Origin of the sequence: Flavobacterium difficile (assembly GCF_011392115.1) — a bacterium.
Lineage (GTDB): Bacteria > Bacteroidota > Bacteroidia > Flavobacteriales > Flavobacteriaceae > Flavobacterium > Flavobacterium difficile.
Genome location: NZ_JAAJBT010000007.1, coordinates 28,913 through 46,078, shown reverse-complemented (window position 1 = coordinate 46,078; position 17,166 = coordinate 28,913). Strand labels below are relative to the sequence as shown.

12 protein-coding genes are annotated in these 17,166 nt (G+C 32.0%); 7 read left to right on the top strand and 5 right to left on the bottom strand.

The features are described 5' to 3' along the window. Window positions 1-42: 42 nt before the first annotated feature. Together G4D72_RS11290 and uvrC are read right to left on the bottom strand one after the other, a co-directional pair. Window positions 43-2,292 (bottom strand): patatin-like phospholipase family protein, encoded by a 2,250-nt coding sequence (locus G4D72_RS11290; protein WP_166077813.1) that lies wholly within the window; start codon window positions 2,290-2,292, stop codon window positions 43-45. A 3-nt stretch (window positions 2,293-2,295) separates the two neighbouring features. Further along, window positions 2,296-4,083 carry an excinuclease ABC subunit UvrC gene (uvrC, locus tag G4D72_RS11285; protein WP_166077812.1) on the bottom strand — a complete coding sequence of 596 codons (1,788 nt, stop codon included), beginning with the start codon at window positions 4,081-4,083 and terminating at the stop codon, window positions 2,296-2,298. Window positions 4,084-4,357: 274 nt separating this feature from the next. Between uvrC and G4D72_RS11280 the strand changes: the two genes are divergently transcribed. The 4 genes from G4D72_RS11280 to G4D72_RS11265 all read left to right on the top strand — a co-directional run bounded on the left by G4D72_RS11280 (window position 4,358) and on the right by G4D72_RS11265 (window position 6,964). Beyond that, complete coding sequence (locus G4D72_RS11280) at window positions 4,358-5,320, top strand: succinylglutamate desuccinylase/aspartoacylase family protein (protein ID WP_235922501.1); 963 nt, start codon at window positions 4,358-4,360, stop codon at window positions 5,318-5,320. Further along, window positions 5,313-5,876 carry a 5-formyltetrahydrofolate cyclo-ligase gene (locus tag G4D72_RS11275; protein ID WP_166077811.1) on the top strand — a complete coding sequence of 188 codons (564 nt, stop codon included), beginning with the start codon at window positions 5,313-5,315 and terminating at the stop codon, window positions 5,874-5,876. The genes G4D72_RS11280 and G4D72_RS11275 overlap by 8 nt, the downstream gene beginning before the upstream one ends. Window positions 5,877-5,941: 65 nt before the next feature. Further along, window positions 5,942-6,358, top strand: coding sequence for a hypothetical protein (locus G4D72_RS11270; protein WP_166077810.1), 417 nt, complete (start codon window positions 5,942-5,944; stop codon window positions 6,356-6,358). Between the two features lie 153 nt (window positions 6,359-6,511). Further along, on the top strand, window positions 6,512-6,964 hold the full coding sequence (locus G4D72_RS11265) for a septal ring lytic transglycosylase RlpA family protein (RefSeq protein WP_166077809.1): 453 nt from the start codon (window positions 6,512-6,514) through the stop codon (window positions 6,962-6,964). 71 nt (window positions 6,965-7,035) lie between these two features. Here the strand turns inward: G4D72_RS11265 and G4D72_RS11260 are convergent, their stop codons facing one another. Continuing rightward, window positions 7,036-7,503 carry a CYTH domain-containing protein gene (locus tag G4D72_RS11260; protein ID WP_166077808.1) on the bottom strand — a complete coding sequence of 156 codons (468 nt, stop codon included), beginning with the start codon at window positions 7,501-7,503 and terminating at the stop codon, window positions 7,036-7,038. A 146-nt stretch (window positions 7,504-7,649) separates the two neighbouring features. Here G4D72_RS11260 and dinB point away from each other — a divergent pair, with 146 nt between their 5' ends. From dinB to G4D72_RS11245, 3 genes are all read left to right on the top strand, one after another. Then, on the top strand, window positions 7,650-8,756 hold the full coding sequence (dinB, locus tag G4D72_RS11255; RefSeq protein ID WP_235922499.1) for a DNA polymerase IV: 1,107 nt from the start codon (window positions 7,650-7,652) through the stop codon (window positions 8,754-8,756). A 137-nt stretch (window positions 8,757-8,893) separates the two neighbouring features. Next, on the top strand, window positions 8,894-10,690 hold the full coding sequence (gene lepA / locus G4D72_RS11250; protein ID WP_166077807.1) for a translation elongation factor 4: 1,797 nt from the start codon (window positions 8,894-8,896) through the stop codon (window positions 10,688-10,690). A 127-nt stretch (window positions 10,691-10,817) separates the two neighbouring features. Continuing rightward, window positions 10,818-15,095: a T9SS type B sorting domain-containing protein gene (locus tag G4D72_RS11245; RefSeq protein ID WP_166077806.1), complete on the top strand. Its 4,278-nt coding sequence runs from the start codon at window positions 10,818-10,820 to the stop codon at window positions 15,093-15,095. A 64-nt stretch (window positions 15,096-15,159) separates the two neighbouring features. On the opposite strand, the gene pyk is transcribed toward G4D72_RS11245, so the two are convergent. Together pyk and G4D72_RS11235 are read right to left on the bottom strand one after the other, a co-directional pair. After that, window positions 15,160-16,590, bottom strand: coding sequence for a pyruvate kinase (pyk, locus tag G4D72_RS11240; protein WP_166077805.1), 1,431 nt, complete (start codon window positions 16,588-16,590; stop codon window positions 15,160-15,162). A 2-nt stretch (window positions 16,591-16,592) separates the two neighbouring features. After that, window positions 16,593-17,063, bottom strand: coding sequence for an IPExxxVDY family protein (locus G4D72_RS11235; protein ID WP_166077804.1), 471 nt, complete (start codon window positions 17,061-17,063; stop codon window positions 16,593-16,595). Between the last annotated feature and the right edge of the window lie 103 nt (window positions 17,064-17,166).

Here is a 17,166-nt window from a genome sequence, read left to right as displayed (position 1 = left end):
TATAGGATATTTTCAATGAATTAACCAAATCAAAATATTTAATTAAAAAACGAAGCCTAAATTGAACCAAAAAGCGCTGTAATGTGTTTCCGGAGACCAAGTATATTTAATTTCAATTGGGCCAATAAGTGTTTCTAATCCATACCCAATTCCGAATCCTGAAAATGTGGGTTTATTTAACCAAGTTTTTGTGGCATTAAAAATAAAATTGTCAACAATAGAAGCGTTGTACGTCATGTTAACATGATTTTTTTTGTAAAATTCAAAGTCTAAAGTTGCACTACCTTTAACGTAAGAGTTTCCGCTAATATTTAAAAAATCGTATCCATAAAACGGACGAATATTATTGGTTTCCTTAAATCCGAAACCACCTAAAACAAAGTCGAAATAAGGTAAAGATGAATAGCCAACTTTAAATCCACCTTCATTTTGAATTACCAAAGAAACATTTTTAATAGGTTCAAAGGCAATTGCCATATCTGCTTTTGCGATGGAAAATTTTTTAAATTGATTGGTATAATCTGAAGAATGAAAGTAATAATTAAAGTTTCCTTTAAAGTACCATCCTTTTTTTGGAAAATATTTGTTGTCGAAAGTATCGTGATTTAAAAAGGTAAAAAACGATAAGTAATTGCTGTTTTCGATTGTTTTGTTGGCTTGTGGTAAATTATCGGAAGTTAGTTTTAAGTTTTGAAATTCGATACCACCACCAATCGTATACTTTCTTAAAAATACAGTTTGTACAAAAACCTTATTACTTAAACTGGTATAATCTAAGTTAATTTTTTCAAAAGTATTGTTTAAATATTTTTCAATTCCGAAAGCGTTATTTATGTTTTTATTGAAATTATTTAAACTAGATGAAAGTCCAAAACTAAAATAAAAGCCATTGTCAATAAGGTAATTAAAATCATATCTAAAATTATCTCCTAAAACTACGTCGAGCGATACCATATCGTTCTTTGATAATAATTTTTTATGGGTTAGATTAATTAACGCACCACTATTATAAAGTTCATCATAATGCAGGGCAAATTTTATAAATGTATTGATTTTGTTTTCTCTTAAGTTTATGAAAATATCTTTATCGTTAAATTGATATTTCACGCCACTAAAGTTTTGTGTATTGACTAAATTTTGAATTCCGTTTTGAAAATCTTTAAAACTTATTTTGGTGTTTGGTTTAAATCGTAACTTACCCAATACATACGATCTTGTATATTTTTTTAATTCTGTAAATCCAATATTTCCAATAAAAATAGAATCTTTTACAGTTTGTATTGGTGGTTTAATGAAATCGATATTTTTATATACGGAAAGTTCTTCTAGTTTCGAGTTCGCGGCATTTTCACCATTTTTAATAATTTTTTTACCATTTTCAAAGGATAAAACAGAAAAACCATTAATGTCTGGTTTGATATAAATGTCGGTTAATTTTCGTTTGTTTTCCATTTGACCTTGTGTGTTAAAGTTGGAAATTTGTCCGAAAATAGTGGTAATTCCTTGTAAATCTTTTCGTGTTTTTAAACCTTCTTGTACATCCACACCAATAATAAATTCTGCGCCTAATGCTCTTAATTTTTCTACTGGATAATTATTGATTACTCCACCATCAATAAGTAGTCTTCCTTCAATTTCAATCGGATAAAAAATACTAGGAATAGAACTACTTGCTACTAAAGCTTGCGGAAAAATGCCTTTGTCTAAAACTACTTCTTCACCAGTTTCAATATCGGTAGCAATACAAAAAAAAGGAATGGGCAATTTTTTAAAATCGCGAATGTTCCTCACATGATAACTCAGTTGAGACAAAAAATTAAAATTATAGGAGCCTCTAGATAATCCGTTGGGTGTTTCTAATTTAAAATTTCTAAACGGGAGAACCAATGCGTAAACATCATCGTTTTTTTTATTGAGTAATAGTTTCGTTTTCCGTGGGATATTATCTTGAACTAAATCGTCAATATTTATGGTTTTGAATATAGAATCGAGTTGTTTTCCTGTATATCCTGAAGCATACAATCCGCCAATAATTGCGCCCATACTGGTTCCGCCAATATAATCTATTTTTATCCCTAAAGAATCGATAACTTTTAACACACCTATATGTGCTAATCCTTTGGCGCCACCACCAGAAAGCACCAATCCGATTTTTGGTTTTTTGATGGTGTCTTGAGCATTTGCGTGAAATGAGCCAAGTAAAATGAGCCAAGTAAAAAGTAGTAAATAAGAGAACTTACCGCTAAAGCGATACACTTGTTTCTTTTTACTTTTTACTTGGTTCTTACTCATGTATTATTCTTTTTTGTAAAAGTCGGTAATTTTTTTCGCTTTTGAAAGTCCAATTACGTCAGAAATTTCTTTTTCTGTTGCTTCTTTGAGTCTTTTTACACTTTTGAAGTGAGAAATTAGCGTAATCATTGTTTTTTCTCCAATTCCAGGAATGCTTTCTACAGAAGAATTTAAAGCCGCTTTACTTCTTTTATCTCTATGATGTGTGATTCCGAATCGGTGTGCTTCATTTCGTAATTGTTGAATGATTTTAAGTGTTTCACTTTTTTTATCTAAATATAAAGGAATCGGATCGTCTGGATAAAATAATTCTTCCAAGCGTTTGGCAATTCCGATGATGGCAATTTTTCCTCGCAAACCTAAATCTTCTAAACTTTTTAAAGCGGAAGACAATTGGCCTTTTCCACCATCAATAATTATTAATTGCGGAAGCGGTTCTTTTTCATCAAGCAATCTTTTGTACCTTCTATAAACGACTTCTTCCATGGAAGCAAAATCATTCGGACCTTCAACGGTTTTGATATTAAAATGACGATAATCTTTTTTACTCGCTTTTCCATCTTTAAAAACCACACAAGCCGAAACCGGATTGGTTCCTTGAATGTTCGAATTATCAAAACATTCGATGTGTCGTGGTTCTACAGAAAGACGTAAATCTTTTTGCATTTGCGCCATAATTCGATTGGTGTGTCGATCTGGATCTACAATTTTAATTTGTTTCAATTGATCCAATCGGTAATATTTCGCATTGCGTTCCGATAAATTTAAAATTTCTTTTTTATCGCCTAATTTCGGTACGGTGACTTTAATGTTTTCTCCTAAATCTATTTCAAACGGTACAATAATTTCTCTAGAAGTTAAGGAAAAACGTTCTCTAATTTCAACCACAGCTAACTCTAGTAATTCTTCATCCGTTTCATCTAGTTTCTTTTTAAGTTCTAAAGTATGCGATCGAATAATGGCACCATGCGAAATCTGTAAAAAATTAACATACGCCATAGTTTCATCAGAAATAATTGAAAACACATCAATGTTGGTGATTTTCGGATTTAAGATGGTCGATTTTGCCTGATAATTTTCTAAAACTTCTATTTTTTCTTTGATTTTTTGAGCCTCTTCAAATCGCATATCTGCTGCTAAAACTTGCATGTGATTTTTGAATTCTTTCAAACTTTCTTTGAAATTACCTTTCAATATTTCGCGAATTGCTGTAATTTGATTTTGATACTGTTCCTGCGTTTCATGCCCTTCACAACCACCTTTACAGTTTCCAATATGATATTCTAAACACACTTTGTATTTTTCTGCACGAATATTAGATAACGACAAATCGAAGTTACAAGTACGTAAAGGATACAATTCTTTAATTAATTCTAATAACGTATTTACTGTTTTAAAACTGGTATACGGACCAAAATATTCGGAGCCGTCTTTTACCATTTTACGCGTGGGAAATACGCGTGGGAAAGCTTCTTTTTTAATGCAAATCCAAGGATAGGTTTTATCATCACGAAGCAAAACATTATATCTCGGTTGTAACGTTTTAATCAGATTGTTTTCCAATAATAACGCATCGGTTTCTGTTGGAACGACAATGTGTTTAATTGTCACAATCTTTTTTACAAGTACTGAAGTTTTATAATTATCGTGATTTTTAGTAAAATACGATTGTACGCGTTTTTTTAAATTCTTCGCTTTTCCAACATACAAAATCTTGTTGTCTTTGTCATAATACTGGTAAACTCCAGGATTGTCAGGTAAGGTTTGGATTTGTAGTTCGAGTGGCGTCATTTTAAATAAGCAGTGTTCGGTTTTTAGTAATCAGTAGTTTGACTTAAGAAAGTCATACAAAAATAACAAAAAACAATTGATTTCTACTTAACACTTTGAGTGAGTCTTTTTATTTAACTCAGATTCACAGGTTTTAGTTCGTAAAAACTAAGAACCAAAGTGTACATATTTGTTGAATCTTCATATGCTATTATGATGTCGGATTTAAAATTTTAAAATCTGTGAATCTGTGGTGCGCTTTTTTTATTACATTAGCCAAAAAGTCGAACACGTTATGCATAAGTCCATTACCATTTTTAACGAAACTATTTTACCAGGCGAAAGTAAAACCATCAACATGCAAATAGGAAAATTGCATACAATGACCGATTTACACATTCCTATTATTGTAGAAAGAAGTAAAAAAGAAGGCCCAGTTGTTTTGTTAAGTGCAGGTTTACATGGTGATGAGATTAATGGAACCGAAATTGTACGAGAGCTTATAGTTCAAAAAATCAACAAGCCAAAATGCGGAACTATAATTTGTATCCCAGTAATTAACATTTTCGGATTTGTGAATCAAACCAGAGAATTTCCTGATGGACGCGATTTAAATCGAATTTTTCCAGGAAGTAAAACCGGTTCTTTAGCAAGTCAGTTTGCGTATTATATATTAAAAGAAATTGTCCCACACATAGATTATGCTGTAGATTTTCATGCGGGTGGAGCCAGAAGATTTAATGCGCCACAAATTCGAATTGTCCCTAATAATTCGGAATTAAAAACCCTATCGGACGTTTTTGGAGCGCCTTTTACCTTATATTCTAATAATATTGCAGGTTCGTTTAGAAGTTCTTGTGACAGAATGGGAGTAAAAATGTTATTGTTTGAAGGTGGAAAATCTGTAGATATAAATAATGAGGTAACGAAAGAAGGCGTGGAAGGCACCAAGCGATTCTTATCACATTTAAAAATGCTGCAACCCAAACATCAAGTTTCCGAACCACATAACACCATTTACATTGAAAAATCAGATTGGATTAGAGCTAATTTTTCAGGCATGTTCCACGGCTTAAAAACCATTGGAAGTTTTGTAGAAAAAGGCGAGTTAGTGGCCACAATTTCAGATCCATTCGGAAAAGTGAGTCACAAATTGAAAGCACCACATACTGGTTATTTAATTAATGTTAATGATGCGCCTGTAGTGTATCAAGGCGATGCAGTTTTTCATATTTCAACAAAATTAGAAGATGAATAAACCCGAATTAAGACAAAAATATAAAGATTTAAGACTGAATTTATCAGAAGATAATATTGAAGATTGGTCGTTGCAAATTGCCAATCAACTCATTCGTCTAGATATTTGGCAACATAGTTTTTACCATCTTTTTTTACCTATTGAAAAGCAGAAGGAAATCAATACTGAATATATTCTTCAAGTTTTGGCAGGAAAAGATAAAAACATTGTGCTTTCTAAATCCGATTTTGAAACCAGAGAAATGACACATTTTTTATTAACTGATAACACCACTATTAAAAAAAATAGATACGATATTCCGGAACCCGTTGATGGTTTAGAAGTACCAGTTTCTAAAATTGATGTAGTTTTTGTGCCGCTTTTAGCTTTTGACGAAAAAGGAAATCGTGTAGGATATGGAAAAGGTTTTTACGATAACTTTTTAGCCAAATGTAAACCTGATGTATTAAAAATTGGTCTGTCTTTTTTCGAGTCTGAAACATTAATTTTAAACGTGTTACCTACTGATATTCAATTAGATTTATGCGTAACTCCAACAAGAATTTACAATTTTTAACGATAAATTAAGTAAGGATTACAGATATTTTCTTACATTTGAAATAATAACTTAAAATCTAATCTATGTTACAATCTATTCATTCTACATTAGCTTATGCTGTTTTGGCGGTATTATTAATTGCTGTAATAAATGCTTTTTTAGGACTTTCAGCGAAAAGAAATTTCACAAAAAAAGACAGAAGTTTGTCTTTAGTAGCACTAATTTTAACTCACATACAATTAGTAGTTGGTTTGGCTGTATGGGTAACTTCTCCATTAGGAAAAGAAGCTATGAGTCAAATGAGTAACGCCGCTTTACGATTAACTGCAGTAGAACATCCTTTAGTAAATATTTTAGCTATTGCTTTAATTACAATAGGTTGGAGCAAACACAAAAAAGAAGAAAGCAGCAACGGAAAATTTAAAAAAATCGGATTCTTATATTTCGCAGGTTTACTATTTATTTTATCAAGAATTCCTTGGTCGAATTGGATGGCATAATTTTTGTCTTAGCAGTAAAAACATAAAAAATGAATTTTTGTCTATCTGAACTTGATTCAGACTCTTTTTAATTTATTAAAGTAAATTTTTTAGATTCTGAATTAATTTCAGAATGGCATTTTTTGTTTTTTTTAATCTTAATAGTACATGAAAATGAAGAAGTTTATATACATATTACCACTTTTTGTTGTGCTTTTTTTTCAGAAGGAAAATTTAAAAATAATACCCTCACAAGAAAAGCCCAAATTAGTTAAAGCTGGAGATACGATTAAAAAGGACACGATTAAACCAGTTGAGAAATTGGAGATGTACCATAAATCGGCACATGCATCCTATTATGCCAATAAATTTAACGGAAGAAGAACCGCAAGTGGTGCAAAATTCAACAATAATGACATGACTTGTGCACACCGAAAATTACCTTTTGGAACCAAGTTAAAAATTACAGGTGTAAAAACAAAAAGAGTGGTGTATGTTACAGTTACTGATCGCGGCCCTTTTCATAAAAACAGACATATTGATTTAACAAAAGCTGCTTTTGATAAAGTTAAACCACTGTCTTATGGTGGACATATTGATGTTGACATAGAAGTAGTGAAAAAGTAATTTGCAACTATTTTTTAAAAATCAGTTTTTACAAAACACTAGTGATAAGTTAAGGTGAAATGATAACATTTTTACCAACTCTTAAAAGGCTTTTTACTTAAATATGCGTTATAATATTTTTCATCACTAGTCACTTCTTTTGCGAGCCAAATTGGTTTTTCAAAGGTTTCGTTGGCATCAGAAAGTTCAATTTCAGCTACAACTAATCCTTTGTTTTCCCCATCAAAAACATCAACTTCAAAGGTGTGATTGCCTTTTTTAATTAAATAGCGAGTTTTATCAATTACACCTGCTTCACATAATTGAAGTAAAGCTTCTGCTTCTTGTAAATCAATTTCTTTTTCCCATTCAAAACGCGTAGTTCCCGTTTCGTCTCCTTTTCCTTTTATGGTAATAAATCCTTTATTATCTTTAATTCTAATTCTTACCGTTCGTTCTGGAGCTGAGTTCAAATAACCTTGCGCAATTTTTTGAGCCTGACTTGCTTCCACGATAAAATCTAACGAGTGAACTAAAAATTTACGTTCTATTTCTTCCATAATTTTCAAAATATTAAGAATCAAATGTACTATATTTAAATATAAAGTTATATATCTTCTAAAGATTTACCATATGAAAATTCAAGAAAATTAAGTTTTTCTTTATGCCTTGTTGGTGTTTTTTTGTGAAATTTGTATTCTGTAAAATGGATTTTTTTCAGTACTTTGTAATTCATATGGAAACGTTATACCGAAAAATAATTCACATTGATATGGACGCATTTTATGCTTCTGTAGAGCAGTTGGATAATCCTGATTTAAAAGGGAAACCCATTGCAGTGGGTGGAAATGAAGTTCGTGGTGTGGTGAGTGCGGCTAGTTATGAAGCCAGAAAATTTGGTGTTCGTAGTGCGATGAGTGGCGCTCAGGCTGCTCGTTTATGTCCAGATTTAATTTTTGTGAAAACTAATTTTGACCGGTACAAAGAAGTTTCGAAACAGATCAGAGCTATTTTTCATGAATACACCGATTTGGTAGAACCACTTTCATTAGATGAAGCCTATTTGGATGTAACGGAAAATAAAAAAGGCAATCCAAGTGCTACTTTAATCGCTCAAGAAATCAGACAAAAAATATTTGAAAGAACGGGTTTAACCGCTTCTGCTGGAATTTCTATTAATAAATTTGTAGCGAAAATCGCCAGTGATTTTAATAAACCTAACGGACAAAAAACAGTCAATCCAGATGAGGTGGAAGCTTTTATTGAAGTGTTAGATGTGAAAAAATTCTACGGAATTGGAAAAGTCACCGCAGAAAAAATGTATCAACTAGGCATTTATACTGGAACCGATTTAAAAAGTAAATCGTTAGACTATCTTGAAAAGCATTTTGGCAACAGTGGAAAATCGTACTATAATTTATCTCGAGGCATCAGTTTTAGTCAAGTTAAACCTAATAGAGAAATGAAATCTATTGGAGCTGAACGAACCTTTAATACCAATTTATCTTCCGAAATTTATATGGAAGAACGGTTAAAAAATATCGCTGAAGAAATTGAACGTCGGATAAAAAAGCACAAAATTGCAGGTAAAACCATTACGTTAAAAATTAAATATTCCGATTTTACACAACAAACGCGAAGCAAAACTTTACAATATTTTATCTCAGATAAAGGTTTGATTTTTGAAACCGCAAAAGAATTATTATATCAAGAAAAATTAAAAAATTCAGTGCGACTATTAGGTATTTCCTTAAACAATTTGAACACCCATCAGAAAAAATTTGTAGTGTATCAGTTAAAGTTTGAATTTTAGTTGGTTATTCCCAAATTATTCTTTTTCAAAATCGTATAATTACCTTATCTTTGTAGATTATAATATAAGAAAAGCTATTTTGAAATTCAATATTTTTTTATTGATTTTGAAATTGACATTGATTTTTGAAATTGACTATGAAACACATTAGAAATTTTTGCATAATTGCACATATTGATCACGGAAAAAGTACATTAGCGGATAGACTTTTAGGCGCAACTCAAACTGTTACAGCTAGAGAAGAAAAAGCTCAATTACTGGACAATATGGATTTGGAGCGCGAACGTGGTATTACCATAAAAAGTCACGCGATCCAAATGGAATACAAATACAAAGGAGAAGATTATATCTTAAATTTAATTGATACTCCAGGGCACGTAGATTTTTCTTATGAAGTGTCTCGAAGTATCGCAGCTTGTGAAGGCGCTTTACTTATTGTTGATGCGGCACAAAGTATTCAGGCACAAACGATTTCCAATTTATATTTAGCTTTAGATAACGACTTGGAAATTATTCCAGTTTTAAATAAAGTCGATTTACCTTCAGCCAATCCAGAGGAAGTTTCAGATGATATTATAGATTTATTAGGTTGTAAATTAGAAGATATTATTCACGCTTCTGGTAAAACAGGTTTTGGTGTGGAAAATATTTTAGCAGCCATTATTGAAAAAATTCCACCACCAAAAGGAAATAAAGAAGAACCATTACAAGCCTTAATTTTCGATTCGCATTACAATCCTTTTCGTGGAATTGAAGTAATTTTCCGTGTAGTAAATGGAGAAATCAAAAAAGGTCAGAAAGTAAAATTCATGGCTACAGGAAAAGAATATTATGCAGATGAAATAGGTACTTTGAAATTAAATCAAGTGCCTAAAAATGTGGTTTCTACTGGTGATGTTGGCTATTTAATTTCTGGAATTAAAGAAGCAAAAGAAGTAAAAGTTGGAGATACAGTAACCGATGCGTTACAACCAACTACCAATATGATTACAGGTTTTGAAGATGTAAAACCAATGGTATTTGCAGGAATTTATCCGGTTGATACGGAAGATTACGAAGATTTACGTGCTTCTATGGAAAAATTACAACTGAACGATGCGTCATTAGTTTTTGCTCCAGAAAGTTCAGCAGCTTTAGGTTTTGGTTTCCGTTGTGGTTTCTTAGGTATGCTACACATGGAAATTATCCAAGAACGTTTAGAGCGTGAATTTGACATGACCGTAATTACTACGGTTCCTAACGTTTCGTATTTAGCTTATACCAAAAAAGAACCCGATACACCTATCATCGTAAACAATCCAAGTGATTTACCAGATGCTACCAAATTAGATCGAGTAGAAGAACCGTTTATCAAAGCAACTATTATTACCAAAGCGGATTTCGTAGGAAACGTAATGAGTTTGTGTATTGAAAAACGTGGTTTAATTACCAACCAAACTTATCTGACTACAGAGCGAGTAGAATTAAATTTCGATATGCCTTTAGCGGAAATTGTATTTGATTTTTATGACCGATTAAAAACGGTTTCTAAAGGTTATGCTTCTTTTGATTACCATCCAATTGGAATGAGAGAATCGAAGTTAGTAAAAATGGATATTTTATTAAACGCGAATCAATTAGATGCGCTTTCTGCATTAATTCATGTCGATAACGCTTACAATATCGGGAAGAAAATGTGTGAAAAGTTACGTGAATTGATTCCACGTCAACAATTTGAAATTCCGATTCAGGCTTCTATTGGTGCAAAAATTATTGCCCGCGAAACGATTAAAGCACTTCGTAAAGACGTAACCGCAAAATGTTATGGTGGAGATATTTCGCGTAAGCGTAAACTTTTAGAAAAACAGAAAAAAGGTAAAAAACGTATGCGTCAAGTTGGAAATGTAGAAATTCCGCAAGAAGCTTTTATGGCTGTATTAAAACTTAACGATTAATTATTCTTTTAACAATATATTTAAAAACTTATCAAAATATTAATTTTTTTGATAAGTTTTTCTTTTTTAAACTTTCTTTTTTTAGTATATTTATCTACTGATTTTCAATTGCCCTAATGATATCATTATGAAAAAAATTTTACGCCTATTTTTGCTTTTTTCAACAGTTTCCTTTTCACAAACAATAACTGTAGATAATACCACATATTCTCCAGCAGATTTGGTAAATTTATTATCTGGAAATTCTTGTGTTGAAATTTCTAATATCTCTATTTCTTCTCCAAATTCTGTAGGTTATTTTAACAGAAATGGTTCTACTTTTCCAATCAATGAAGGAATTATTTTAAGAAGTGGCGCGATTTTAAATACGCAAGGGCAATATAATGGTTCAAATTTGAGTACACCAGCATCGGGCGGAGGAACGGATCCTTTTTTACAAAACTTAAGCAACACTAGTAGTGGAACCACTACTGCATTAACAGATTTAGCTTTTATTCAGTTCGATTTTATACCTGTTTCTTCTTCATTTAGTTTTGATTTTTTATTTGCTTCAAATGAATACGGACAATTTCAATGTTTGTCTAATGATATTTTTGCATTTGAATTAACTAATTTAACAACTAACGTAACAACGAATTTAGGAGTTATACCTTCTACTTCAAGTCCAGTTTCTGTAAGAACAATTAAAAATTCAATTTATAATTCTACTTGTAGTTCTACTAATCCTTCTCTTTTTGGCGTGTATAATGTTATAGATTTTTCTTCATCAACATTAAATATGAGAGGCCATACTGTTGTTTTAAATGCGTCATCTTCTGTAATTCCAAATACTTCATACCGATTAAAGTTAGTTATTGCCGATTACGGTGATTCTGATTTCGATTCGTCTGTTTTTATTTCAGGTGGAAGCTTTACGAATACATTAGATTTAGGTTCAGATCAAACTATTTGTACAGGAAATACCGCTATATTGGATACTCAGTTAGATAACACCTACACCTATCAATGGTTTTTAGATGGAAATCCAACTGGTGGAAACACCTCAACATATACGGTAACTTCTCCAGGAACTTACAGGGTTGAAATTACTAAAGGTTCTTGTTTTTTAACAGATACGGTTGTGTTTAATACTTTAGCTGTTACGAATCCGATAGATTTGCAAACTTGTAATACAGGCGCGGCAAGTTATATTTTTGATTTAACAACAAATAGTGAAGTTCAATTAGGAATTGACAATGCTATTTATGATCTTTTCTATTATACTTCTCCAGCAAATGCTACGGCTAATATTCCGATTAGCTCACCAAATAATTATACAACTTCTTCGAATCAAACTTTATACATCAAAATTTTCAATACAGTAACGAATCAGTTTTGTGATGCGATTTATGCGTTTAATTTATTAATTAATGCAAGTGTTGTTGCAACACAGCCTAATGATGTTGAGGTTTGCGAATCAAATGGCGGCACAACATATTTATTAGCAGCCTTAGATTCTGAAGTTTTAAACGGACAATCAGGATACAATATATTATATTATACTTCTCAGGCTGATGCTGTTGCTGGAAATGGAGCAGTAATTTCTTCCATTACAATTCCTAACGGAACTACAACTGCAACCGTTTGGATTAGAATGCAAGATAGTTCTAACCCGTCTTGTTTTGATATAACAAGTGTAGACATTATAGTTAACCCGTTACCACCAGTTGATGAAATAGCAGATGTTGTTGAATGTAGTAGTTACATTTTACCAGCATTAACTAATGGAAATTATTTTACAGGTCCAAACGGAACAGGAACGCCTTTAAACGCTGGAGATACAATTGATGCAAGTGCTACTTATTATATATACAACGGACCTGACGCAAATGGATGCTTTAATCAGTCTACATTTACAGCTTATTTTATTGATGAATATGTGCCGGTTTTAGACAATTGTGGTGCTTTTAGTGTGCCTGCTGCTCCTTATAATATTGGTGCTTTTTATACAGCTGCTGGCGGACCAACTGGGCCAGGAACTTTAATTCCACAAGGAACAGTTTTTACAAACACAACACAAGCAACTATTATTCAAACCATATTTTATTATGCGGAAGTCAATGGCGTTTTTTGTAGAGACCAACAGTTTGATATTTATATTCATGGAAATCCTTTAGTTGATTCTCTTCCAGATGTAACTTATTGTGATACGTATACTTTACCAGCCTTAACTAATGGAACTTATAATACTTCATCAGATGGAACTGGGTTAACTTTAAGTGCAAATGATGTTATAAATGTTGCAGGACCAAATTTTCCAGGTACTTATTATGTAGTCAATCAACTGGCACATACCAATTCTGACGGAAGTGCAGGTTCTTGTTTTATCTCTGAACCTTTTGTTGTAAATCTGGTAGATACCTCTCAATTTACTAACATATATGTTTGTTCCAATTCAAATTATACATTACCTCCAATTGCTTTTGGCGGATACTTTACGGCTCCAAACGGCGGTGGTTCTCCTGTTAATCCAGCACTTCCAATTACGACTTCTCAAGTAATATACTACTATGCAAACACAACACTTTTACCAAATTGTACAGATAATTTAAATTATGATATTACTATTTACCCTGAACCTTCAGTTGATACTTTAGTTAGTGGAACTTTTTGTGGATCATTTATTTTACCAACCCTAACAAATGGAAATTACTTTACTTTACCTGGTGGACCAAGCGCCATTGGTCAAACGGCATTGACTGCAGGACAAGTTATTGGTTTAACCTCTGATGATTTGCCTCCAGGAACATATTATATTTACAATGATGAAACTAATTTAAATCCGAATTCAACCACAACTTTGTGTGCTTCTGAAAGTAGTTTTACCATTGGAATTACACCTTTACCTATTGTTGATGAATATATAAATCAGGTTGTTTGTAATCCGTATTCCATACCAGCACCAGTAACTGGTCAGATTTATACTGCACCAGGCGGACCAACAGGAACAGGAGTTGTTGTGGCTCCAACAGATATATTTAACGAAGACAGAAGGTTTTATTTATATTACCAAGATCCTGTAACAGGTTGTGTAGTAGATAAGCCTTTCGAAATGTACTATAACGGTATAAATTTACCTAATTATTCCAATGTGAGTGTATGTGATTCTTATACCTTGCCTATGTTAACGCATGTGCCACCTGAGCCAACTACAAATTATTCAATTGGATATTTTTATAATAATGATGGTACAAATCCGGTTCCGAATGGTACTGTTTTTACTCCAACTACTGCCAATCCTATTTCTGTTTATGTATATGCTGTGAACAATGGTAGATTTGGTGTAAGTTGTGTTGAAGTCGATGAAATTATCATTACAGTTTCTGAAACACCAGTAATTGCACCTATCGTTTTTGATCCTGAAGAATGTGGTACGTATGTGTTACCTCCATTACCATCAGTTCCGTACAATATTGGTTATTTTTCTCAGCCAAATGGAGTAGGACCGATTACAAATTTAGTTATTTCTAATACTACTGGAACACCTGGTAATCCACCTGCTGTTTCTCAAACGTATACTTACTATGTTTATGCAACCGCTACCAATAACGCTAATTGTAACGACGAACAAGCATTTACTTTTACGGTTCATCCTTTATTGAATATAAATCTTCCCGACGGAATTATCTGTGTAGATCCTACAACTAATGTTGCACTTGACACTTATACCGTTCAAACAGGATTGGATCCTACTCAATTTACAGTTAATTGGTATTTAGGAGGAAATTTAATGGGTACAGGTTCGAGTTATTCGGCTTCCCAAGCGGGTATTTATACGGTTGATTTTATTAAATTAACACCAGATGTAGGTGCAAATTGTAATTATAACTCAACCACCTTTGAAGTCATTGCCTCTAGTCCTGCGTTAGCAAGTTTCGATGTAAGTGCGGAGTTTGATACAAACAATACATTTATTACCATTACTATAACTGGTGGTTTAGGAAATTATCTTTATCAGTTAGAAAATCCAGATGGTTCAACGAGTGCTTTTCAATCGAGTAATGTGTTTACAAATTTAGAAACTGGTGAGTATTTCGTAACTATTTTTGATACTTTAGGGAATTGTTCTCCAACACGGATCGGACCGATTTATATCGTTAATTATCCTAATTTTTTTACTCCTAATGGCGATGGAGTAAATGAGACATGGAATATCTTCGATTTGGCCCAACAAACTGATAGTGTCATTTCAATTTTTGATAGATATGGGAAACTTTTAAAACAGATTTCACCTTCAGGAATAGGTTGGGATGGAAAATATAACGGGCAAGATTTACCTTCAACCGATTATTGGTTTACTGTTGAATATACAACACAAACGAATAATAGAGCCGTTTTTAAATCCCATTTTACTTTAAAAAGATAACAAATAAAAATCCCAAATTCTTACTATTGAATTTGGGATTTTTGTTTGAACTCGTTACTTATATTTATTCAATATCAGAAATTCTTAAAGTATTTACCATTCCTTTATTTGCGATTGGCATTGAAGCAAGGTTAACTACCATATCTCCTTTTTTTACATATTTCTTTTCTTTACAAATTTTATTGATGTCATCAATAGTGTCATCAGTACTAGTAAATTTATCATAATAGAAAGCTCTTACACCCCAAAGTAAATTTAGTTGTGTTAAAATTCTTTCGTTAGAAGTAAAAACTAAAATATGTGCATGAGGTCGCCAAGCAGAAATTTGAAAGGCTGTATATCCACTATTAGTTAAGGTTGTAACTGCTTTTGCATTAATACTGTCTGCAATTGATGCGGCATTAAAACAAATTGATTTCGTAATATACCTGTCGTTTCTTTTTGTTGGTGGAATATGCGGAACATTAATTAATGGAGAATCTTCCACACTTTCAATAATGTTTGTCATCGTTTCAATTACTTGAACAGGATAGTTTCCTACAGAAGTTTCTCCCGATAACATTACAGCATCTGCACCATCCATAACCGAATTGGCAACGTCATTTACTTCTGCTCTTGTTGGAGTTAAACTCGTAATCATAGTTTCCATCATTTGAGTGGCAACAATTACAGGAATACGTGCTAATTTGGCTTTTAAAATTAGTTTTTTCTGAATTAATGGAACTTCTTGCGCTGGAACTTCTACACCTAAATCGCCACGAGCTACCATTAAACCATCACAAGCTATTACAATTTCGTCAATGTTTTCAACAGCTTCTGGTTTTTCAATTTTAGCAACAATTGGAATTTTATGATCAGAATGTTTTTCAATTAAATCTTGTAAATCTTTAATATCTTCTTTTGTTCTCACAAACGATAAAGCCATCCAATCTACTTTGTTTTCACAAGCGAAAATCGCATCTTTAATGTCTTTTACGGTTAAAGCAGGTAAAGAAACTTTTGTATTAGGAAGATTTACCCCTTTTTTTGATTTTAAAGGTCCACCCTGAATTACTTTACAAATTACTTCATCCACTCTATTGGTTTCGATGGCTTCAAACATCAGTTTACCATCGTCTAATAAAATTCTTTCACCCGGATTTACATCTTTTGGAAATTCTTTGTAATTCATGTACACTCTATCAGCCGTACCCGGAACATCATCTGAAGTTTGGAAGGTAATGATATCACCCGGATTTACAATCACATCTTCTTTCATGACACCAACTCGTAATTTCGGACCTTGTAAATCGGCTAAAATGGAAGTAGTGTAACCAAATTCTTTGTTCAGTTCTCTAATGATGTTAATTCTTTCGCTCACATCGGTGTAATCGGCATGAGAAAAGTTAATTCTGAATACATTAACTCCAGCGTCTATCATTTTTTTAATGATTTCTTTACTACTACAAGCTGGACCTAAAGTGGCAACAATTTTTGTTTTTTTTGTTGTATGCATTTTTAAAAAATTAAATTGTTTATCGATTTTAAATGTTCTGTTTCTACTCTATATATTGTAGAAATATTTGGTATTGTACTTATGTTTTCAATTATATTTTCAGCATTAAACCCCATATCTGTATTATCAAGTTTTAATAAATAATCTGCTAATTTTAGTTCTGGGATTAAATTTATTGTAATTGGGTCTTGTTCAAAAAAACCTACATTTTGTTTGTTCGAATTAAAATGGGTTTGATTTTTAATAAGTTCCCATGTGATGTCTTGGTTGAAATCATCATAACTAAATCTTGAAAATTTTCCAATTCCATTTTTTGATTTAATAGTTATTTCGTTTTCATTTTTTGCCAACAATACATTCAGTTTTAAATTGATTAAAAAGCTTAATTTAAAATCTTTCAGATTGGTATGAATCGCAAATAACTCAAAATCATTTGATTCAAAATCGTCTAATGTAAGTTTCAGATTGGCCATTAAAATTTTTAATAATTGTAAAGATAGGCTTTAAAAATATTAAATTATTGTAAAAAAGGTTGTAAAACCGTTAAATTTTCATTTCAAACGTTGTAGTTAATAA

What these genes read in the sequence shown, in the direction of transcription:
- G4D72_RS11290 (WP_166077813.1), bottom strand. Translation starts at nt 2,292, where the DNA reads ATGAGTAAGAACCAAGTAAAAAGTAAAAAGAAACAAGTGTATCGCTTT.
- uvrC (WP_166077812.1), bottom strand. Translation starts at nt 4,083, where the DNA reads ATGACGCCACTCGAACTACAAATCCAAACCTTACCTGACAATCCTGGA.
- G4D72_RS11280 (WP_235922501.1), top strand. Translation starts at nt 4,358, where the DNA reads ATGCATAAGTCCATTACCATTTTTAACGAAACTATTTTACCAGGCGAA.
- G4D72_RS11275 (WP_166077811.1), top strand. Translation starts at nt 5,313, where the DNA reads ATGAATAAACCCGAATTAAGACAAAAATATAAAGATTTAAGACTGAAT.
- G4D72_RS11270 (WP_166077810.1), top strand. Translation starts at nt 5,942, where the DNA reads ATGTTACAATCTATTCATTCTACATTAGCTTATGCTGTTTTGGCGGTA.
- G4D72_RS11265 (WP_166077809.1), top strand. Translation starts at nt 6,512, where the DNA reads ATGAAGAAGTTTATATACATATTACCACTTTTTGTTGTGCTTTTTTTT.
- G4D72_RS11260 (WP_166077808.1), bottom strand. Translation starts at nt 7,503, where the DNA reads ATGGAAGAAATAGAACGTAAATTTTTAGTTCACTCGTTAGATTTTATC.
- dinB (WP_235922499.1), top strand. Translation starts at nt 7,650, where the DNA reads ATGGATTTTTTTCAGTACTTTGTAATTCATATGGAAACGTTATACCGA.
- lepA (WP_166077807.1), top strand. Translation starts at nt 8,894, where the DNA reads ATGAAACACATTAGAAATTTTTGCATAATTGCACATATTGATCACGGA.
- G4D72_RS11245 (WP_166077806.1), top strand. Translation starts at nt 10,818, where the DNA reads ATGAAAAAAATTTTACGCCTATTTTTGCTTTTTTCAACAGTTTCCTTT.
- pyk (WP_166077805.1), bottom strand. Translation starts at nt 16,590, where the DNA reads ATGCATACAACAAAAAAAACAAAAATTGTTGCCACTTTAGGTCCAGCT.
- G4D72_RS11235 (WP_166077804.1), bottom strand. Translation starts at nt 17,063, where the DNA reads ATGGCCAATCTGAAACTTACATTAGACGATTTTGAATCAAATGATTTT.